This window comes from Cytobacillus sp. IB215665 (genome assembly GCF_033963835.1).
Lineage (GTDB): Bacteria > Bacillota > Bacilli > Bacillales > SM2101 > Nanhaiella.
Genome location: NZ_JAXBME010000013.1, coordinates 40791 through 60638 on the forward strand (window position 1 = coordinate 40791; position 19848 = coordinate 60638).

A 19848-nucleotide genomic window follows, 5' to 3' on the forward strand; every position below is an offset into this window, starting at 1 on the left:
AAACTAAAAATGTGAAATATGGAGGTTGGAGGTTACATGCATTGAGTTTATTTAAGCGGTTTCGCATTCCTACTATATTATCTTTAACTCTAGCTGTGCTCATTTTATTTGCTTGTATAAATCAAGAAACTACAGATAGTGTAGAAGAAAATAATATTGAATTAAATACAAATGACAAAAAGGCTCATATGCAAAATGAAAAAAATAACGATTACAAGTCTATCCAATTAAACAGTACAGATTATAACGATCTAGCATTCCTTAAAGATATCTTAGGTAATAAAAGGGTAGTCATGTTGGGGGAAAGCTCTCATGGAGTAGCAGAATATAGCTTAATAAAGAGTAGATTAATTAAATTTTTACATGAAGAGTTAAATTACAATGTGGTTGCCTTTGAAAGTGGCTTGGCAGATGTAAATGTAACAAATGAGCTGTTACTAGATAATAGTCCATACAGAGCATTGGAATATGCGCTCCATGGTGTCTGGAACACAAATAATAACGTCAACTTATTTAAATATCTTCAAGAACAAAAGTCTTCAGACAAGTTTATTGATATGGTTGGGTTCGATATTCAACTACAGGGATATATTAGTCAGAACTCAAATATACTTTATGAATATTTTGAAGGTATAAATAAAGATTTTGCAGAAAATATAAAAGAAGCAGAGATAGGTTATGATGAATTAATCAAAAACGGTAATAATTTTTGGAGAAAGGGATTTACCGAATTACCTACGGAGTGGGATGAAGAGAGAAAAAGATTGATTCTTCAGTATGAAAATTTATTAGCTATTCTTAGAAATAGTGATTCTCAAATATCAAGGACTTTGAATGATCAACATGAGAAATTATTTATAAAGATTTTTGAGCAAAGAATCGATTGTCTAACAGAAATATATAATGAAGAGTATTTCATACAATTAAATTTAACCGAAAGAAAAGAACGAAGAGATGCAATAATGTCAGAGAATTTAATATGGCTCTTAGAAGAAATGTATCCAAATGAGAAGTTCGTTATATGGGCTCATAATGCCCATATAATGAAAAACAGGTCTAAAGTAAAAATAGCCGATGGTAGCGTCCCGTTTGTAAATTTTGTGGAGTTGCTACCAGACTCAATTAAAAATGAATCATTTATTATTGGGTTGTATATGTATAGTGGACAGCATACTTTTAATAATCGAGAAGTATTTGATGTATTTGAAAATCATAAGGAAAACTCTATAGAAAATCGTCTAAGTCAATCCAAATTCTCTACAACTTTCTTAAATATTGCGATAAAAGACACTCCAACAATTGATTATTGGTGGAATTCCGATACGGTAGGAAAAGCATGGGGATATCTAGAAGAAACGTTCATCCCTAGCGAGCAATATGATGGTCTTATCTTAATAGATCAAGCGAATCGACCAATATATCAGTAAATCGAGAGTGTGAGGAATCTTTGATATCAAAAAAGATAATAGTGGCAAAAAGAAATTTCAAAATGTGTTAACAGGTACAGAGTCAGATTATAATGTGAAATTTATTTTATCAACAATCCCTCAAAATGATAGATAAATCTTGTAACTAGAGTAGTGAAGCTGGCGGAACTCTTCCCTACCTGTTTAGTACCAAATGGTCATTAATTCTATTAGTTTTTACTAGTGTTCAACCTAAAATTGTTATTCCACAATATGGCGTGATAATCTAATGTTAACTAGTTCGAATTTGAAGTACAAAACATGAAATAGCATTACATATAGCAATAAAATTAGAAGCAACTTATTAGAGAAGATAACTTAATATTTCGCAGATGAAAAAGAGCATTGTTCACCATAATGCCTTTTGCATCTCTTTTTTAATACGCAAACAGAAAATGTCCATTTTTATCAGAACAAATGTTATACTGTTAAAAAATATTGGAATTAAATAACAACTTGGAAGGCTGATAAGAATGGCATATGAAATTCGGAAAATGCAACTAGAAGATATAAAACAAGTTCAAGATGTGGCAAAAATAACTTGGAACGCTACTTATGAAGGAATAATTCCTTTAGAGGTACAAGAAAATTTCTTAAATTCAGCTTACAATGATGAAAGGATGAAGCAACGATTAGAACGTTCTACTCTTTTTGTAGCTGAAATAGAAGGTAAAGTTGTGGGTTTTGCTAACTTTTCTCCAGTAAGAGAAGATGGAAAAGTTGAGTTAGGGGCTATTTATCTTTATCCAGAACAACAAGCAAGGGTATAGGTTCAGTATTGTTACAGAAGGGGATTGAAAGTTTAGATGGTGTAAATGAGATTTATATAAATGTTGAAAAAGATAATAAAATAGGAAAGACCTTTTATGAAGCTAAAGGTTTTGAGGTTGTCAAAGAATTTGATGATGATTTTGATGGTCACATCCTAAAGACAGTAAGAATGGTGTTAAAAGCTTAAAGCTAACATATGAGTGCATTTTTAGCGCAAGTTGATAATATCATTCAAGGTAAATTTCTTGTAATTATTAACCGTTATTGATTGGGTTCATACATTGCATTAACATAGATTAATCAATAATACAGCTAATAAAAGATCAATTGATCTTTAACAAAATGGCGCAAATCTGGATGTGAAAATCTATTATTATTGATAATGGAAAGATATATCACATCAAACTAAGGAGTCCAAACATATGAAAAACTTTGCAGACACATTGATAGAGCACAGTATCAAAAAAAACACAGCAGTAGTTGGGTTAGACCCTGATATATCCTATTTCCCGGACTTCTTGTTAAACAAAGATACGCAAACAACAGAAGGAATATGTAATGCTATAATAAAGTTTAACAAATTAGTAATTGATGAAGTTTGTGATCACGTAGTAGCAGTAAAGCCACAGCTTGCTTACTACGAAGTATATGGTAGTGAAGGAATTAAAGCTTTAGAAGAAACTATACAATATGCTCGGTCAAAGAACATAATTGTAATTAACGATGCAAAAAGAGGAGACATCGGTTCAACTTCAAAAGCGTATGCAAAAGCATTTTTAACAAATGAATCCTTATCCGGTGATATGGTAACTGTAAACCCTTTTTTAGGAAGTGATGGCTACAATCCTTTTATTGAGGTTGCACAAGAAAACAATAAAGGTCTATTTTTGTTACTAAAAACATCAAATCCTTCTTCATCCGAAATTCAGAATTTAAAACTACAAAATGGCGAAATCTTGTACATGCAAATGGCGAAAGAAATAAATGCTGTAGCTTCAGCAACTAAAGGTGATAATAACTACTCATTTATTGGAACAGTAGTAGGGGCAACCTACTCATCTGACGCAAAAAAAATAAGAGAATTGTTACCACATTCAATCTTTTTAGTTCCCGGGTTAGGAGTACAAGGAGGCAAAGCAGAAGATTTAGCCGTCTTCTTTGATGAAAAGGGGTTAGGAGCTGTTATCTCTTCATCCAGAGGAATTACGTATAGCTATTGTTTTAATAAAAAAGATGAAAATTGGAGAAACATTTCAAAAGAACAAATGGCTAAATCTATTGCAGATGTAACCATTACAGCAAAACAACAGATCAATAATGTTCGGTTTAACACAAACTCCTAAAATGTTAATCAAATAATTTCTGATAACAAAGATTTTGTGGAATATGTGTACAAATAACTGTGCTTTTCGTATTCAATAAAATGGCGTAAAACTGAAATTTAGATAAGAGTTTTTTTATTTGAATGACATATTCTGTGAAAAAGTATTATGTAAGTACTGAACATTAGAAATATTAGTTCTTAAGTTAAATGACAGTATTATTAAATAAGTGGAATGTTATTCTTACTAAATATTGAAAAAGGAATTTCTGAAATAAAAAAAATACAGACAAAGGTGAGAGTATTGAATATTTCAGTTCTTGGTTGCGGGCGTTGGGGCACATTTATAGCGTGGTATGCTAACAAAATAGGTCATAATGTAATGTTGTGGGGGAGAGAGAACTCTAAAAATTACATTAGATTAGATGAAACTAGAAGGAATGATTATCTTACGTTATCTGAAGATATTGAATTAAGTAATTCTCTACATAAAGCAGTTTCATTTGCTGAGGTCATAATTATCTCTATAAGTGCTCAGGAATTAGGTTCGTTTGCAAGTCGATTAAGCTTAATCAATGAAATACAAGGAAAAACTTTCATCTTATGTATGAAAGGACTAGAAGCTACAAGTGGAAAAAGGCTATCTCAAGTATTCAGTGAAACAGTGGGTAATAATACCAATGTAGCAATATGGGTAGGGCCTGGGCATGTACAAGATTTTATAAATGGCATCCCGAATTGTATGGTAATTGGTTCTGAAGAAATCGAAATCACTAAAAAAATGGTTCAAGCATTTAGTAGTGATTTAATAAGGTTTTACTACGGACAAGATATGATTGGAAACGAGATAGGAGCAGCTACGAAAAACGTTATGGGAATTGCGGCGGGAATGTTGGATGGATTGAATTACAGTAGTTTAAAAGGTTCACTTATGGCGAGAGGGACCAGGGAACTTTCACGTCTTGTTACAGCTATGGGAGGTAATGATGTAACAATCTATGGATTGAGTCATTTAGGTGATTATGAGGCAACATTGTTCTCTTTACATAGTCATAATCGGAAATTTGGACAAGCTTTTGTTACAGGTGAAAAGTTTGAGAAATTGGCAGAAGGAGTATCAACAGTCAAGGCATTAAAAGAGCTATCTGAACAATACAATGTTGAACTTCCAATTTGTAACGCACTATATGATATTTTATTTAGGAATCGAGATGCAAAAGTTACTTTAGAGAATCTTTTTTTAAGACCTGTTAAATTCGAGTTCCAATAAAAATAGAATTGCTAAGGTGAATCTTCATATTCAATTAAATGGCGCTATTCAGTAATAATACTGAGAGCGTCTTTCTTTATGTTTTAAGCAATATTGTTCAAATGGGGATATCTTAGTAACCTCAATGGGGATTGTGGTGCTCAATTAAATAATTATAGTTCAAAGTGTTACTTTTACATTATTAACTAGATTGTTTAACTTAGATTTCATGATATACTTTTCATTGTTTGATCATCCTACTTACCGTACAATACGGTAGAATATTGTTTGGAGTTGCTAATGATGTTCCCATACAAACTATATGTTGGTTATGTATGGACTGGAGGATGGTAAAGGTAGCGTGTTCTGAACAACATTAGAAATAACTTCTTAAGGTGGACTGTTTAAATGGAAAAAACAATTATCAAGATTACAATTGGGTTGCTAGTGTTGACGTCAATCACACTATCATACTTGTTATATGAAAAGAATGAGAGAGAGAAAGAAATACAACGTGACCTTTATATTTATTTCATTGATAATGAGATTTTCTTTGCAAATCAATTTAATGTACTTTCTGACTCTACAGCAGAAGAAATAATGGATTCTAGTTTAGCTGTAAACAATTTAAAAAGTTTTTCATACAGTCTTTTAGAATACACTAATTCGCCAATAAGATCTTATTTAGGCTTTCCCTTTGAATTAAAGGAATTCATGTATTATACAGCTAATGAAGTAAACCTATTATACGACAAATTTATTACAAAAACTTTAACACAAGATGATTTAATTACAATAAAAGAGTTAAATTCAGCTCACCAGTCCTTTATTGAAGGTATGGATCTAAAGTATTTAGAGAGAATGGAGAACTCACCAATCAAAGATATTAGAGAAGATTTACAGAAAAGAATTAATGCTATTAATGATGAAGGTCGAAGGAAGGACTGATAATAGTCCTTCTTTTTTGTCTCAAAACTAGCGTATCCTCGTAGTTCCTACGGTTAAGAGACGAAATGCTTCATTTCTGAGATTTTGTCCCGGGTTAATATGTCTATCGTGATGTGTTCTGCATGACGATCTATCCCGTATACGTACGTTTTGATTCCTAACATTCTTATTTTTGAAACCACAATGAGAACAAAATTGACATGAAGCGAAATTTGGATACTGCAACTTGTTCTTTACCGTATCATTAAGCCTTATATTTAAGCATAGTATGAAATTTCTCTCAAGCACTTCACTATAATAATCACATTTCTATTTTTACTATCTTATTCAGGAGATTTTTAAGACATTGAGAGAACAGACTAAAACTGATTGAACAAAATAAAAATTAATAGAGTTCTAGAAGGTATTAAGAAAAGAAACATTTAGGTAGATTTATTAAACGAAATAGAAATTCTTTTTATAGAAGGAAATCGATTAGTGGAACATGGCCAAAGTTGAATATACGAAGGAAAAGGAAAATAAATTTGCAAACCATTTGAGCCATGGGGAAAAGAAATCAATAAACTTTTTATGAAGACGATGGTGCATGTGGATACCTATAGGTGCGGGGGCTGACATTTCAGCAGATGGTGTGAAAACCCTTTATGGAGCGTTTTCAATGCGTGGCAACCTGGATAATTACTTATATTGGTTCTAATACCTTGAACAAATCAAGAAGGTTGCTCAAAAAGAACGAGTGTGACATCTTTTATTTAGTGCAGTCCATAAATCGAATTACTCTAAGGTGGAGATGTTTAGAAGCATATAAAAAACTTGGTATTATACCAAGTTAGGGTTCCTTTTATGCTTATTTTTGAGTATTCGTTCTGTAATAAATCCAACGATAAAACCAATTATAATTGGAATAAACGAACCTCCCGTTTCAAAAATTACCCCTTCGGATGGATTTTCTTTATAAAATTGCCAACTTAAAAATGAAATTTCAAATATGTTTCCGATTGTATATAAAATACCTACTGATATTAATGCCGCTAACAAAGGAAACCAAAATAACTTCTTTTTCACGAAAAACACCTCCTTTTTTCATTTTAATATTAAGTGAAAAAATGTCAATTTATTATTGGCCATATTGAAACAAAGCATACGAAAACAGCGTTTTGATAACAGTATTTATCTCTACATACTATAGAGCTTATTATTGGAAGCAATTGTTTATTTAGTGAGTTTAGGAATAGTTTTTAATGATTTAACTAACATATACAATATTGTTTCGTATGTTATAGGGCATAGTGTTGTATTATTAGGAGGTTTTTAGAACAGAAATTATCAATTGGCTATATCACATATAAAGTCAGTTTGTTAGATAAAAATGAGAAACTAGTAAATTTATTAAGGACATCAGGGTTTTTCATCGATTGGTCTCTCTTAACAAAGAACTATTTTGTGTGATGTACTTCCTATCATAGTAGCTTTATTTTTTCATAATGTGTCATAGTTACTTCTCTATTAATACCTAGTAGCAACTCAGAATTATATATATTAGTAATAGTTATCAAAATGTCGAATTACCTATAAAAAACATAAGAGTCTCAATAAGAAAAAAGGAGAATAGGAGGAATTATGAGTGGCAAAATATTATTGTTCACAAAAAAGATGCGAAGGTATTCTCCTTTGGTTAAGGCTTTATCAAAATCTAAATTAAAAAATATAGATAAATTAAGGGGCATTACATATTTTATGACTATATGTAATGTCCTTTCTTATTCCTGAATTGGGCCAAATTGTGGAGGATTGAAAAGTTAAACAAAACAGATCAATAAAAAGGAAATGGATGATACTTGATGATTAGACTGCTTCAAACACAATCTAGTAGCAGGGTATGAGTAACCCCATACTACTCTGTTAACAAGAACAAATATTAAAAGGGCTCTCCAATAGCCGAATGATAGACTTATTAGATCGCCCCTTATTAACATTGATCATATACCTTAAATGGTAAAGAGCTACAATTAATCAATTCTCAAATCTAATACACTCGTTTCTATTTGTTTAATATCACCATTTGTGGTATAGAAAAAATACTTTTTATCAGGTGAAACATAAGGACTGTATTTTATACCATCACTGATCTCTACAGGAATTTTTTCTCCTTTTGACCATGATCCATCTTCATTGTAGCTAATATATATCTCTTGTCCTCGTGTAAATATTAAATAACTTTCATCCGGAGCAATAAAAGGTGACTGTTCGAAAGCAGGAGTATTAAATGTAAGCAATTCGGGGTCAGAATATTGCCCATTCACTAATTTGGAAACATATATATCTGTTTGACCGTTGCTGCCATGTTCACTCGGTCTATTTGATGCAAAATAGAGATTTCCATTCATTGCAACGGAAGGCAGCCATTCTTCAGATTCAGAATTGATGATATCACCTAAATGATAAGGTTCGCCCCAACCATCTTCTGTTTTGTCTGCTGTCCATAGGTCATATTTATTAGGTGAGAGTCCTCCAGATCGGTTAGAAGCAAAAAAGAATTTCTTGCCATCAGGAGAGATAAAAGGTCCATCTTCAAAAGAGGACTTGTCTTCATTAGAAAACATAGATAAAACGGGTGTGGTCCATTTATTATCCTTGAAATAAGAAACATAAATTTGGGAGTCTCCAATAGTACCTTTTTGGATATATAATTCTGTTCCATCCCATGAAAAATTAAACGACCATTCATTTAATTCTTCAGTAGTAATCAGACCTTCTTCAAATAAAATCGCTTCAGTAATAGGGTCATCAGAGCTATATGGAAACTGCTCTTGAATGGGTGGAATATTGTTTGACGAAGTATTGTTTCCCGAGCAGCCAGTGCTAAGAATAAATATAAACATTAAAGTAAATCCAAATAGTAGACTTTTTAAAAATGTTGTACGTTTTATTTTCATCTGATTTAACCGCTTGAAAAACAAATGAACTCAGTTGTTTTATATGTAGGTGTTTGTTTTTCAGAAGGTTTTCCTCCTCTTTATGTTTTCTTTGTATGTAAAATTCTTCGCATTATGTATATACTTGTAACATCGTTCAAACGGTGCAATTTTAAGATTAACAAATAAACTTTAGATACTAAAGCATAAAGAAGTTAGTCCTGCAAATAACATAATTTCACCTGAAATAATATTAGATAAGACACTAGCAGAATCCCCTCCATTTAAAAACTACCATTTAAACTAGCATATCCATTGAAAGTAAGTATGAATGTATAAATGAGGAAACTATATTTGAAGATTCTTTCTTTTGTAATCGTTATTTCACCTCCCCTAATATTTAACGAAATTATAACATTAATCCAAAAAAATAACATTAAAATGGTAATAAAATCCTAATTAATGTTGAAGGGGTGTTCGTGTGTACCTATTACTTAATGAATTAAATATCTTATAACATTCAACAATACCAGCTAATAGGAACTTAAATGATCTTCCGCACTATGACGCTTTTTACGAGGGGAGGGGGTCTTTCTTTATTGTAGTAAACACAAGATAAGAAGTGTTATATAGATAAGTAACTGATGGTCATATTAGTGCGAATCTCGGAAGGTAGAGAGCCTTATAGGCTACCATTTACCTTAAATATAGCAGAGGATCAATTGGTAATTACATCAACCTTGATTCTGCTTTATTAGATGTTAAAAATCCTCCTTATTCAACAAAATGGCGCTTTTCGGTAATAAGAGAAGCGTCTTTCTTTATGGAAACGGCCAGGTATTGAGTAATAAATATTAATTATATGCTAAAATTAGGAAGTATTGTTGGAAATGTAATAGGTGTAGAAGAGAATAGCAAAAGTTATCTCGAATTCTAGTCTTTTATTGCAAGGTACTAATTAATAAAAGAAGCACGTTTTTATTTATGAAATTGGACATATAAAAGGATAATGCTTCCGAAGATAATGGATGCTTATTTATGTTTTTATTGTTCGTATTTTAGAAGATAAACAGAACAGAAGCGGAGAGGAAAGAATGAATAAGCTACAAGAAACAATAGATAAATTTAAATTGAATGTGTTAGCAGTCGAGAATGTTCCCCAGTCGTTTAGTTCGACTGTATATAAAATTCTACTAATGGATAATCGAACAGTATTTATTAAAATTCCTTATTCCAAACAAAAACTTGAAAGAGAGTTTAGTGTACTTAAGCGAATAGAAAATGATTTACCTGTTCCACAAGTGTTAGATTATTGGGAAGGTAATGAAGAAATCACTGGTGCATTATTGTTGTCAGCAATTAACGGTGTGCCAATTACAGAGAAGGTTGATTCAGTATTAGCGTTTGATATTGGAGTGCATCATGCTAAGCTGCATGCAATTGATCCATATGAGCATGATTTCAATAGTTCTGTTTCAAATGAGTATGATCTTTGGCCTGAGTTTATTAAGCGACAATTTAATTCCTTTGCAATAGATGTTAAAGAAGTAGTTGATCCGAGTTTATACGAACTGTCTTTGCAGTATTTTGATAAGCAAATCAAATTACTCCCACCTTCTGACGGACCTTGTTTTATACATTTGGATTTTAGACCAGGTAATATTTTAGTTCGTGAAAATAAAGTGGTCGGCATTATTGATTTTGAAAGTGTCCGAATCGGATCAACTGATATGGATTTTACAAAAATTAACAGGGATATTTTTCTCAAATATCCTGGGACATTGCAAGCGTATCAGCAAGGATATGAATCTATTCGAGCACTTGTTGATTTACAAGAAGTGTTCCCGTTTTATCACTTTATCGACGCTTTTAATTCAATTGGTTGGTGTAATAGGAGAGGTATTGAAAAACATCAAGCTTTTCTTCATGAGAATTTAGCATATTTAAAAGGTATTTTAAATGTTAAATAACTAAAAACGTACAATACTTTTGTTCACTTATTCAACAATAAAGCGCAAATCCGAAATACAGATAAGCGTCACTTATTAATTTGGGCAATTCATGAGTCTATTAGTTCTAGTTTTTCAGAAACGAAAAATTGGAACTTTTTCATATCTTATATAATCAGAAGTCTACTTTTGGTATAACGTAGCTTTGCTCCCGTAGACTTAATTAACATAGACTTTCGCACACTTTAGTCACGTTATATATGTTAGTCCAACCTCCTATAAATAATATCCATACATATATAGTAAAAATAATTATAGAAGGTGAATAACTATTGAAAGATAAAGATTGTAAATGTAGAGTTATTCCACTACCTCAAGGACCACAAGGACCCCCGGGGAAACAAGGACCAATGGGGGTACAGGGAATACAAGGACCACAAGGACCAATGGGACCTATAGGTACACCTGGACTATCGGATCCTTAATCTGCATTTAGAGCAGAAAATGCAGCAGATTCTCAACCATATCAAAGTGGAACAGTACTTCCTGTAATTTTTCCGAACGAAATATTTGATTTAAACAATGAGTACAATACAGCCAATTCACAGTTTATCCCTTCTCAGTCCGGTGTATATTCTATTTATGCTGGTGTTTTTTTTCAAGCTAGTTCGAATCTTAATTACCAAACATTTTGTGCAATTCGAGTAAATAATGTACCAGTATATCAAAATGACAGAGATGTTATACAAGCAGCTGGTTTATTAATTGCAGCAAAACTACACATTAGTTCAATTAAACGCTGGTGACATCGTAAATGTAACATTTGTTGCAAATCAATCTGGTACTGTTTTAGCGAATAGTGCAGGAACTATCTTTGCCGCCGCAAGATTCCCATCTCCATAAGCTGATTTTTTAACATCAGCTTATTTTGAATATCCATGTATAAGATTTAATCGAGCTTTTGAAGTGTATTGTATATATAATCCAGCTTAAAAATAAAAGAACCGAAGGTAGGTAAAAGAATCCCTAATTTCCTATCTGAGCAAGAGATAGAACTCTTACGTGAATCATGTCATAACATCGATGGAAAATGCGCTATTCTAATTTATGTATTCTTAAGGCTAGTAGTTAAATTAAATAGGGATGATATAAATTTTTCAAGTAAGTCAGTGTTTGTTACGGGTAAGGGAGATAAAGTATTGGGGTAGGTATCCTAGTTTTTTAGAAAAGTATCACTCACAAAGTTCCTTAAATTGCATTAACTCATAGATAACTTTTAACCTAATTTGATCTAAAAAAGCTTTAAACCTTATTTCGTTCACTTTAGAGGTAGCTTCTATGTTCGTATCTACCAAAGGTTTCCCCTTGACCTCACTTCTTATTAATCGGAAAAATTGATTTTTATAGTAGTGCTAAAAAGTAATGTTAGGAGTATTTTCTTTTGTTTTATCAGTCTTATCAAAGTGTACATATCACTCTTCTGTTCTTTATTGCTAATACTCCAAATAATAGAATAAGATCTTAGTTCTTTAGCATAGATAAGACAGTCGGCAATAATCCCTTCTGTTGAGGCTGCTTATACTCAGGGCAAATAGCAACTATGCCAAGAACTAAAGTATAAATTTGAAAGTATATGAATGAAGAGATTTCTTGAGCGAATTCCGTTAGGTTCTTTTTCATCACAATACAATCAATATATCCTTCACCAACCAGATAGATTTTATAGGAAAAAAATAAAGCTTCTAATTGGGAAACAAGCGCCTCTTTGTTTTCGTCTAGATATTTCATCATTTTTACCCTCCTAAAAACATTTCTTATAAAATTTTCTTCTATCATTCCATTTTTTTTAAAAACAACCTGCATGATTATGTTTAAAAAGAGCTCATCTATAAACATGAAGAAATCTTAAGAAATTCTTCATTATGTTACAAAGAAAAACGTAAGATTTGAATGTTATGCTAGAAAAGTAAGAGAACATTAAACGTTCTACAAAACATAGAAAACGAATCAATCTGTTAGGAGGAAATGTGTGTGACAGAGACTAACCCAACAAAAATGACCCCCTTGATGCGATTCTCCATCGTGGGGTCGTTACTCATATTCATTATTATTTTGGTCTATACGTCCATTGATTTGGTTCGGTATATGAAAGAAAATCTAAGTGATTCTTCCATCAACTGGGTAGAATCCATTGCTTTGGATGAAGACATCGGAATCAACTTGGTAACGAGAAATGATGGAAGCACCGAAATGGAAGTCGTAAACGGGGAAAAGAAAGAGGTATTCGAAGTATCTGATCAAGATGAAGACATTATCTTGTTTCCGAGCGAGTCATTAGGGATATTGGGTGTAATCACAAGCGAACAAATTGAACAAATTTCGGTCAATGACTCTAATGAAAAAATATCCATAAATGATTCCAATGGAGAGATCAAGTTCTATCCTTATGAAGATTATATCTTCTTTTATTCAACCGAGAAAGTAGACGAACCTGTTATCATCAAAGGATTTTCCGGCGAAAACGAATTGGTTGGTGAAACTCGTTCTTCATAATCTACGAAAAAGGAGTCTTAATCATGCTTTTAACATTAATTAGTGAAGTGGGATATCACGGCGCCGTCGGGGCCTTTGTTGCGTATTTGATCGGTCGTCGTTATCTTCCGGAAAAGAAATTGTTTCTTTTTATGTTTTTAGGAGTCATTGCGGGGATTGCCCCTGATTTGACTTTGATCTTTGAATTTGCAGGAGGGGTTCTTTCAAGTATCACCGATTTTCCTGTTTTGGAGTTTTTAGGAGTACGTTTGTATATGATGGGTCATTCGATATTTGTGGCTCCAGCTTTTAGTTTAGGGATAGCGGTTCTGATCCGTCCTATTTTTCCTGAACTGACTTTGAAGATTCGCTGGATGTCGATGTTTTTTTCTATCGTATTTGGGCATTTATTTATGGATTTTCTAGATAATGGATTGCCTTTATTCTTCCCAATAACATATGATCGAGATATTGGCTTAAACGTATTGAACGGGAGCGATGGGTTCCTTGTTCTTTCCTTTAGCGTTTTATTTGCACTCATTCTGGTTCTTCATAAAACGGGAAGGCAAAAATGGGCCCCAAAACTCATTATAGTCGGAGTTGTTCTGCTGGCTTCCTATGGAGGGGTAAGGGGGATGTCGAAAACTCAAATGACAAAGCAATTGTCTGAACAATACCCTGGTGATAAGGTGTACATTGAAGCGGGAAGCGGAAATCCTTTCTCGAGCCGGCTATGGCATTATGAAATCAGGACGAATTCCGATGATTTTATCTTTATCATTTATGGTGAAGGATCTTTCTCGAACCTGAACGAATCAGAACAAGAACGTCTTTTCTCAACAGATAACGGGTATACGCTCTTATTGAAGAAAATAAAAATCGAAGATCAATTGTATTTAATAGGAATCCCTTATAATATCGATCAGTCTAGTTATAACTTTGATGTTGGAAAAGAAGACTTGCTTGTTTATAAAGCGGAAGAAGAGTCTGAGGAACTAAAAAGGATAGAAGGAGAAGTGAAAGACAGTCTTTTAAACGAACTACCATCTCTCTCTGACGAAGCTTTCCTTTTTGAAAAACAAGATGTCACTATCAAGGGCATCGATCCGATAGAGGAATGAAGACAAAAACGTCTGAAAAGGCGTTTTTGTTGATTTAGTCAGAAATAAAAAATGACATGATACAAGTTTAAACTGTAGTAGAGATAAATGAAAATAAATATAAAATTGAGTGAGAAAGGGATTTATCCTATACTGACATTAATGATAATGTGTAATTAGTGATAAGTTGCAATCTTCTCAAGTGGTTACAAATATTTAAGGTTGGTGTGCATACACATGTCACCAATATCCGGGATGATACAATACCAACAAGCGGTTAATAAAGTAAAATTTTTGAAGTCTATCCAAAGGATAGGCTTTTTAAAATGGAACGGGAGCCCGCCTAACATATGGACATACTCGTTGAGGTTTATCAAGAGAAGAATTAAAAGATATGGCTGGATTTGTAGTAGGTGCTATATCGCCTATAATTTGTACAACAAAAAATCATGAACTTATTGTAGTAGGACAAATTGCCAAAAGGTCACATAGTTGATACAATACCATAAGAACATTCGTTTGGTGGTGTAGAATATGAGAGCAAGTATACCAGAGGAATTGTTAGACACAATTGTTGAGAAAATCTATCTTGATCTAGAAATCCACATTCTTGAGAAAAAGCATATGTATGCAGAGACACAGAAGAAAGATGAAGAACATATCAAGTTTTTAAAACAAGTTATATCAAGTGTCAGAAAGAAACGGAAAGAAATAGGTGAAGTTCTTAAAGGAAAAAACGTAAAGATTTATGAAGTAGTAGAACTAGATGATATGTTTGTTGAATACACATATGCTCAAAAAACGAATGGAGCATCTAAAGAAGGTACGCAACGTTTTTGGAAAGCGGGGTTAAAGTATCGGTTAACTCGCAGAATAAATGAACGATTGACAAGAGGTGTTGAAGAAAATACAAATTGATGAACAAAAAATAAATAAGGTGACAGATAGCCACCTAAGAATTCCTATGTTCCCATTGTTCTAGCGCCAAGTCGTACATATCATCCCAAGTTTTAAAGGATGTGTTTTCCTCCATAAATTTATTTTGTTCTGATAACGGAATGTAGGTGTCTGGAAATGTAGCAGAGTAACTTTCAAAGAACTCACTATGATTTTTGAATCTAGAATATTTTTGAAGGAATTCAGAAGTATATAAATCGGTTGAGTCAATCAAAGTAAATTCAATTTCACGTTCATGTTTGCTGGATTCAAGGTGAGGTGGTGTACATAAAGAATCAAGTAATTCGCGTAGGTTTTCCATAATAATGCCTCCTTTCTTAAATTATAATATTGAATTAACGCATCATTAGTTTAAATATTGGATATTTTGTGAATATTAATAGGTCATTTTGAGAGTTAATTAATGTTATATGCTCATTAGCTGATGTGGGCAACTAGAGGTTGAATTATACAGTTTTGTTATGCTGATCTTCCACAATTTGGCGTAAGAATGCTACCTAGACTACATTTAGAATAATACTCATTAAATAAGATCAACCAGAAAAGTTACTGACTGATCTTATAATAATACTAAGTGGCGCTTTTCAGAAATGATACTGAAAAGCGTTCTTCTTTTGCTTAGAAGAATATTGTTTAAACAAGATATTTTTTATAACCTCAATGGATATTCTTTCAAATACCATATTTTAAAGTAGGGGTAGTTGAAATGTAGAAACAAATCATTACACCTAAAGAGTTAAAGAAATCATCAAAGGTATCATTTACTTTTGAATTATTGTTCTTATTACTATAGTTAAGCTTTCGACTGTTCAAAAAGGTTTGATGTGAGCTCAGTTATTATAACAGCGTATTAATTCACATTCATTTAATGACCTCAAGATGATAGGTATTGATTCTAATACTATACATAGTAGCAACTCAGAATATAAAATTAAATTCGTTTGCAAGACATCTTTAAAATTAAATTACTTAAGTGAAAATCATTGGAGAGAAATAACAGCATAATCACAAATTTTTTCTCTTAAATAAAATAATAAACATATCACAGTATTTATCAGCTAATTTACATAAAACACGCTTGGAAATATCCAAGCGTGTTTTATCTAGATTTCTAAAAACCTTCTTAAAAAACGGCTTATGCTTTATAGAATATGTAGCTAAAGCTGTTTTCGCGTTGTTTACTTATAATTTAGGCAAAAAAATAAATGTGATACATACGTGCCTATTGTAAAAAATGTAAGTTTACTATATACTACATTACAACAGTAATGCACTATGTTAGAGAGGAGGCGGAGACAATTCTAAATACAGAAAGCACTAAGCCAATATATGTGCAAATTGCTGAGTGGATTGAATCAGAGATCTTAAATGGCCATTTCCAAAGTGATGACAAGGTGTATTCACAATATCAATTAGCTGATATGTATACGATTAATCCAGCAACTGCAGCGAAAGGGCTTAGTCTTCTAGTGGACGAAAATATTCTATACAAAAAACGCGGACTTGGAATGTTTGTCTCTGGTGGAGCAAAAGACATGATTATCGCTAAAAGAAGAAATCAAACATTGAAGGGGTTAATACAGGAGTTGGTTTTAGTAGCTAATCATTTGCAAATAGAAGATAACGAATTAATTGAAATGATAAGAGAAGAAATGGTTAAGGAGGAGAGAGAATGAGTGTAATTGAATGTTCTGACTTAACGAAAAGATATGTAAGAAAAAATGTCTTAAACAACCTATCTTTTTCCATAGAGGAAAATAAAATTACAGGATTAATTGGACGAAATGGCGCTGGAAAAACGACTTTGTTAAAAATAATAGCAGGGTTCCTAAAAGAAACATCAGGTGAAATCAAAGTTTATTCCAACAAGCCTTTTAATAATTTGCACGTCTCAGCAAATTCCATCTTTGTGGATGATTTAATGAGTTTTCCTCAAGCGGTATCACTAGGTGAACTGTTAGAAGTTGCTGAACGCTTCTATCCTAATTGGAATAAGCAATTAGCAAGTAACCTATTTAACTATTTTTCTTTTGATCCTAAGTATTATCACACTAGACTTTCAAAAGGAAAGAAAAGTACGTTTAACATGATTATCGGTTTAGCGTCGCGTTGTCCGTTAACAATATTTGATGAACCAACTACGGGAATGGATGAAGCAGTGAGAAAAGATTTTTATAAGGTATTGGTTAAGGATTATATTGCTTTTCCCCGTACTATTATTCTATCCAGTCACCATTTGGGTGAAATAGAAGATATATTGGAAGATGTTTTACTTATTAAAAATGGAGAAAAACAATTGCATATGACGATGGATGAACTAAAGGAGTGGGCAGTTGGCATAAAAGGACCGACCGATGAAATAGCAAAAATGACTAATGGAAAAGAAGTTATTTTCAAAAATCGATTAGGTAAGAATACCGATTATGTGGTTGTAAAAAATGATGTTTCTGACACTTCAACCCTTCAAGCTCGTCATCGAGGTATCGAAATCTCTCAAGTGAAAGTCAGTGATCTATGTGTTTATTTGACTAGTGAAACGAAGGGAGGTATTGAAGATGTCTTTGACGACAGTGACATTAGCAAATACTGTTAAAAACCAATATTTTTACAAGCTCAAGGCAAACATAGATTCTTTTAGTTCACTCATAGGAATCCAGGTTTTAGGTATACTCTTTTCACTTGGTGGAATTGGAACATCTTCGATGGGTGGAAATAATGTTCACATTAATATCCAGTACTATGCAGCTGATATCGTCATTGTCTTTACATTAATTTGGGCTTTTTCTACAGCAATTACGATAACGACTAGACCACAAAGAAACCATGATTTTACGTTTATAACCAATCGACTTAGCAGCAGTCTCTCGAATATTCTCTTTTTAATTACGGCTACCATTGTAGGGAGCATTACAGCCATTTTATCTGGGAATGTAATACAATTTCTAGGATTTTTATTTACTGATCAGCAGCTCTATATTCTTAATACTGGAATCCAAGAACTTGTTATCGGTATAAGCGCAATCTTTTTGTATGGGCTAATTGTTAGTGCAATAGGTTACTTTATTGGAACACTGATTCAAGTAAGTAAGTTATTTATCATTGTTATTCCAGTGTCGTTGTTAGGTTTCATTTTTCTTGAAGCTACCTTACTTGAAGGGACAATAAGGGATAATTATTTATCTGTCATCAAAATTTTTGAATTTTATGTGACGGAACCAATATTTGTATTATTTATTGTAAAAGTTTTGATAACTTCTAGCTTGTTTTTTATGGCTGCCATTAGCATCCTGAATCGAATGGAGGTAAGGAAATGATTTCCTTCGAGCTAGCTACATTTCAAATTATTTTATTTATCATATTAGTAGGGCTGTTCTCTTTAATGATTAAAGCCGGGAAAAAGATTAGCTCTTTAAAAATAACTCATTGGCTACTTTTTATATACACAGGATTACTTTTATTAAGTTCTGTATTTATAGCTTTCGTCTCCGATGATTCATTAAAACAGCAGGAAGTAAAACAAGGTGAAACAGATCATGACTTCTTTTCATTATTGAGCAGTATAGAGATAGATAAGCTTGATCCAGACTATATTATAATAGCAAAAAGCTTTGATGATTATAGACATCAAACATTGGAAGTTAACTTTTCAGAAGAGTATAGTCCACACGTGATTGTAGAAAGAAAATTGAGTAGTGATAACAGGATTGAAGCATTTAACTTAAGTAGTGGATTGTTTGTAGATGGTATCAATTTTTCTAGTAAGGTAGCTCCTGTTGGTTTTATATTAAATGATAATAGACTAATTATTAACTCTCCTTCACAGGATATAAATATTAAACTAGTAAAAGCTCCGTTTCCAGTTCGGCAATTTACAGAAGAGTCACTTTTTAATCAATATGATGGGAGAGTATATCAAGTTATTTATTTAAAAGTACCAAATGATGTAGAGTTAATAGAGGGTTCGTTTGTGAATTTTAGTTTTATTGAGAGATGAGACACTTAAAATGTTCTACATGGCTAAAAAGCCGTGTAGAACATTTTAACGTGGCTAAAAATACGTATAATGTATAGATTTCTATTTATTTCTGTTCTTCTCTCTATACCGTTTTACCTTAGATATCGTCCCACATGCTCTTCCAGTGGGACTATTTGCGTTCATATTACACCACTTTTTAGTACCACTTTTTGATTGATCATAAAAGGCCCACTTACAATCTGGACAAATTTTTAGTCGATGAAAGGTTCCTGTGTTGATTAAAGTCAAAATGTCTATCAGTATATAGTCGATTAGACTTTTTCTTTTATATTTGTAAATCAGGTTATAGACTGGTTTGTTGTTTTGTATTTGAACCTCGTACGCAATTTGCCTTCTTTTAATCCATTCATTGATGAGCTCTCCATCATTTTTTTCAATCGTCGTCCGTATGTCTGACCGAAATGAGATAACTTCATCTAAAAAATCATTGGAATTTTCGATTGTTAGATGTTCATGAATATAATTCGAGACATCAGATATAGTTCCAAAATGATCTTTAGGTATTCTGTCTTTGTTAGGAATTTCCCAAGTGTTCAAAAAAGATAATACTTCGTTAATTTCTTTGTTCTTATCCATAATTGTAACCACCAATCAATTTTACAGG

General features: G+C 32.4%; 19 protein-coding genes and 3 pseudogenes. 16 read left to right on the forward strand and 6 right to left on the reverse strand.

Features of this window, described 5'->3' with window-relative positions; all coding sequences use genetic code 11:
• Window positions 1–41 precede the first annotated feature (41 nt).
• The 5 genes and pseudogenes from SLH52_RS15500 (at window position 42) to SLH52_RS15520 (ending at window position 5755) form a co-directional block, all read left to right on the forward strand.
• On the forward strand, window positions 42–1427 hold the full coding sequence (locus SLH52_RS15500) for an erythromycin esterase family protein (RefSeq protein WP_320210184.1): 1386 nt from the start codon (window positions 42–44) through the stop codon (window positions 1425–1427).
• Window positions 1428–1939: 512 nt separating this feature from the next.
• Window positions 1940–2424, forward strand: a pseudogene (locus SLH52_RS15505) (N-acetyltransferase family protein).
• Between the two features lie 235 nt (window positions 2425–2659).
• On the forward strand, window positions 2660–3580 hold the full coding sequence (pyrF, locus tag SLH52_RS15510; protein WP_320210185.1) for an orotidine-5'-phosphate decarboxylase: 921 nt from the start codon (window positions 2660–2662) through the stop codon (window positions 3578–3580).
• A gap of 273 nt (window positions 3581–3853) precedes the next feature.
• Window positions 3854–4828, forward strand: coding sequence for an NAD(P)H-dependent glycerol-3-phosphate dehydrogenase (locus tag SLH52_RS15515; protein WP_320210259.1), 975 nt, complete (start codon window positions 3854–3856; stop codon window positions 4826–4828).
• A gap of 387 nt (window positions 4829–5215) precedes the next feature.
• Window positions 5216–5755 carry a hypothetical protein gene (locus SLH52_RS15520; RefSeq protein ID WP_320210186.1) on the forward strand — a complete coding sequence of 180 codons (540 nt, stop codon included), beginning with the start codon at window positions 5216–5218 and terminating at the stop codon, window positions 5753–5755.
• A gap of 27 nt (window positions 5756–5782) precedes the next feature.
• Here the strand turns inward: SLH52_RS15520 and SLH52_RS23440 are convergent.
• Window positions 5783–5996: pseudogene (locus tag SLH52_RS23440) on the reverse strand (IS200/IS605 family element RNA-guided endonuclease TnpB); the annotation flags it as partial.
• Between the two features lie 578 nt (window positions 5997–6574).
• Window positions 6575–6820 carry a hypothetical protein gene (locus tag SLH52_RS15525; RefSeq protein ID WP_320210187.1) on the reverse strand — a complete coding sequence of 82 codons (246 nt, stop codon included), beginning with the start codon at window positions 6818–6820 and terminating at the stop codon, window positions 6575–6577.
• A gap of 130 nt (window positions 6821–6950) precedes the next feature.
• On the opposite strand from SLH52_RS15525, the pseudogene SLH52_RS15530 reads away from it, so the two are divergent.
• Window positions 6951–7162 (forward strand): annotated as a pseudogene (locus SLH52_RS15530) (hypothetical protein); the annotation flags it as partial.
• A gap of 602 nt (window positions 7163–7764) precedes the next feature.
• Here the strand turns inward: SLH52_RS15530 and SLH52_RS15535 are convergent.
• A complete protein-coding gene (locus SLH52_RS15535; protein ID WP_320210188.1) occupies window positions 7765–8691 on the reverse strand; it encodes a hypothetical protein in 927 nt (308 codons plus the stop codon).
• A gap of 1073 nt (window positions 8692–9764) precedes the next feature.
• On the opposite strand from SLH52_RS15535, the gene SLH52_RS15540 reads away from it, so the two are divergent.
• The 3 genes from SLH52_RS15540 to SLH52_RS15550 all read left to right on the forward strand — a co-directional run bounded on the left by SLH52_RS15540 (window position 9765) and on the right by SLH52_RS15550 (window position 11522).
• Window positions 9765–10640 (forward strand): aminoglycoside phosphotransferase family protein, encoded by an 876-nt coding sequence (locus SLH52_RS15540; RefSeq protein WP_320210189.1) that lies wholly within the window; start codon window positions 9765–9767, stop codon window positions 10638–10640.
• Between the two features lie 311 nt (window positions 10641–10951).
• Window positions 10952–11104: a hypothetical protein gene (locus SLH52_RS15545; RefSeq protein ID WP_320210190.1), complete on the forward strand. Its 153-nt coding sequence runs from the start codon at window positions 10952–10954 to the stop codon at window positions 11102–11104.
• Between the two features lie 280 nt (window positions 11105–11384).
• Window positions 11385–11522, forward strand: a complete 138-nt coding sequence (locus SLH52_RS15550) for a hypothetical protein (RefSeq protein ID WP_320210191.1) — start codon at window positions 11385–11387, stop codon at window positions 11520–11522.
• Between the two features lie 618 nt (window positions 11523–12140).
• Here the strand turns inward: SLH52_RS15550 and SLH52_RS15555 are convergent.
• Window positions 12141–12410 carry a hypothetical protein gene (locus tag SLH52_RS15555; protein WP_320210192.1) on the reverse strand — a complete coding sequence of 90 codons (270 nt, stop codon included), beginning with the start codon at window positions 12408–12410 and terminating at the stop codon, window positions 12141–12143.
• A 234-nt stretch (window positions 12411–12644) separates the two neighbouring features.
• On the opposite strand from SLH52_RS15555, the gene SLH52_RS15560 reads away from it, so the two are divergent.
• From SLH52_RS15560 to SLH52_RS15570, 3 genes are all read left to right on the forward strand, one after another.
• Window positions 12645–13172, forward strand: a complete 528-nt coding sequence (locus SLH52_RS15560; protein ID WP_320210193.1) for a hypothetical protein — start codon at window positions 12645–12647, stop codon at window positions 13170–13172.
• A 23-nt stretch (window positions 13173–13195) separates the two neighbouring features.
• A complete protein-coding gene (locus SLH52_RS15565) occupies window positions 13196–14272 on the forward strand; it encodes a metal-dependent hydrolase (protein WP_320210194.1) in 1077 nt (358 codons plus the stop codon).
• A gap of 513 nt (window positions 14273–14785) precedes the next feature.
• A complete protein-coding gene (locus SLH52_RS15570; protein ID WP_320210195.1) occupies window positions 14786–15169 on the forward strand; it encodes a hypothetical protein in 384 nt (127 codons plus the stop codon).
• Window positions 15170–15203: 34 nt separating this feature from the next.
• Here the strand turns inward: SLH52_RS15570 and SLH52_RS15575 are convergent, their stop codons facing one another.
• Window positions 15204–15509, reverse strand: coding sequence for a hypothetical protein (locus SLH52_RS15575; RefSeq protein ID WP_320210196.1), 306 nt, complete (start codon window positions 15507–15509; stop codon window positions 15204–15206).
• Window positions 15510–16476: 967 nt separating this feature from the next.
• On the opposite strand from SLH52_RS15575, the gene SLH52_RS15580 reads away from it, so the two are divergent.
• The 4 genes from SLH52_RS15580 to SLH52_RS15595 are packed head-to-tail and all read left to right on the forward strand — an operon-like array spanning window position 16477 to window position 19202.
• Window positions 16477–16884 carry a GntR family transcriptional regulator gene (locus tag SLH52_RS15580; protein ID WP_320210197.1) on the forward strand — a complete coding sequence of 136 codons (408 nt, stop codon included), beginning with the start codon at window positions 16477–16479 and terminating at the stop codon, window positions 16882–16884.
• Window positions 16881–17801: an ABC transporter ATP-binding protein gene (locus SLH52_RS15585; RefSeq protein ID WP_320210198.1), complete on the forward strand. Its 921-nt coding sequence runs from the start codon at window positions 16881–16883 to the stop codon at window positions 17799–17801. Before SLH52_RS15580 ends, SLH52_RS15585 begins: the two co-directional genes overlap by 4 nt.
• Window positions 17764–18522, forward strand: coding sequence for a hypothetical protein (locus tag SLH52_RS15590; RefSeq protein WP_320210199.1), 759 nt, complete (start codon window positions 17764–17766; stop codon window positions 18520–18522). The genes SLH52_RS15585 and SLH52_RS15590 overlap by 38 nt, the downstream gene beginning before the upstream one ends.
• Window positions 18519–19202, forward strand: coding sequence for a hypothetical protein (locus SLH52_RS15595; protein ID WP_320210200.1), 684 nt, complete (start codon window positions 18519–18521; stop codon window positions 19200–19202). The genes SLH52_RS15590 and SLH52_RS15595 overlap by 4 nt, the downstream gene beginning before the upstream one ends.
• A gap of 81 nt (window positions 19203–19283) precedes the next feature.
• On the opposite strand, the gene SLH52_RS15600 is transcribed toward SLH52_RS15595, so the two are convergent.
• Window positions 19284–19820 (reverse strand): CGNR zinc finger domain-containing protein, encoded by a 537-nt coding sequence (locus tag SLH52_RS15600; RefSeq protein WP_320210201.1) that lies wholly within the window; start codon window positions 19818–19820, stop codon window positions 19284–19286.
• Window positions 19821–19848 lie beyond the last annotated feature (28 nt).

Bases quoted from the DNA above. Each gene is read 5' to 3' on its own strand.
- pyrF (WP_320210185.1), top strand. From the start codon at position 2,660: ATGAAAAACTTTGCAGACACATTGATAGAGCACAGTATCAAAAAAAAC.
- SLH52_RS15520 (WP_320210186.1), top strand. From the start codon at position 5,216: ATGGAAAAAACAATTATCAAGATTACAATTGGGTTGCTAGTGTTGACG.
- SLH52_RS15535 (WP_320210188.1), bottom strand. From the start codon at position 8,691: ATGAAAATAAAACGTACAACATTTTTAAAAAGTCTACTATTTGGATTT.
- SLH52_RS15540 (WP_320210189.1), top strand. From the start codon at position 9,765: ATGAATAAGCTACAAGAAACAATAGATAAATTTAAATTGAATGTGTTA.
- SLH52_RS15555 (WP_320210192.1), bottom strand. From the start codon at position 12,410: ATGATGAAATATCTAGACGAAAACAAAGAGGCGCTTGTTTCCCAATTA.
- SLH52_RS15560 (WP_320210193.1), top strand. From the start codon at position 12,645: ATGTGTGTGACAGAGACTAACCCAACAAAAATGACCCCCTTGATGCGA.
- SLH52_RS15565 (WP_320210194.1), top strand. From the start codon at position 13,196: ATGCTTTTAACATTAATTAGTGAAGTGGGATATCACGGCGCCGTCGGG.
- SLH52_RS15570 (WP_320210195.1), top strand. From the start codon at position 14,786: ATGAGAGCAAGTATACCAGAGGAATTGTTAGACACAATTGTTGAGAAA.
- SLH52_RS15575 (WP_320210196.1), bottom strand. From the start codon at position 15,509: ATGGAAAACCTACGCGAATTACTTGATTCTTTATGTACACCACCTCAC.
- SLH52_RS15580 (WP_320210197.1), top strand. From the start codon at position 16,477: ATGCACTATGTTAGAGAGGAGGCGGAGACAATTCTAAATACAGAAAGC.
- SLH52_RS15585 (WP_320210198.1), top strand. From the start codon at position 16,881: ATGAGTGTAATTGAATGTTCTGACTTAACGAAAAGATATGTAAGAAAA.
- SLH52_RS15590 (WP_320210199.1), top strand. From the start codon at position 17,764: ATGTCTTTGACGACAGTGACATTAGCAAATACTGTTAAAAACCAATAT.
- SLH52_RS15595 (WP_320210200.1), top strand. From the start codon at position 18,519: ATGATTTCCTTCGAGCTAGCTACATTTCAAATTATTTTATTTATCATA.
- SLH52_RS15600 (WP_320210201.1), bottom strand. From the start codon at position 19,820: ATGGATAAGAACAAAGAAATTAACGAAGTATTATCTTTTTTGAACACT.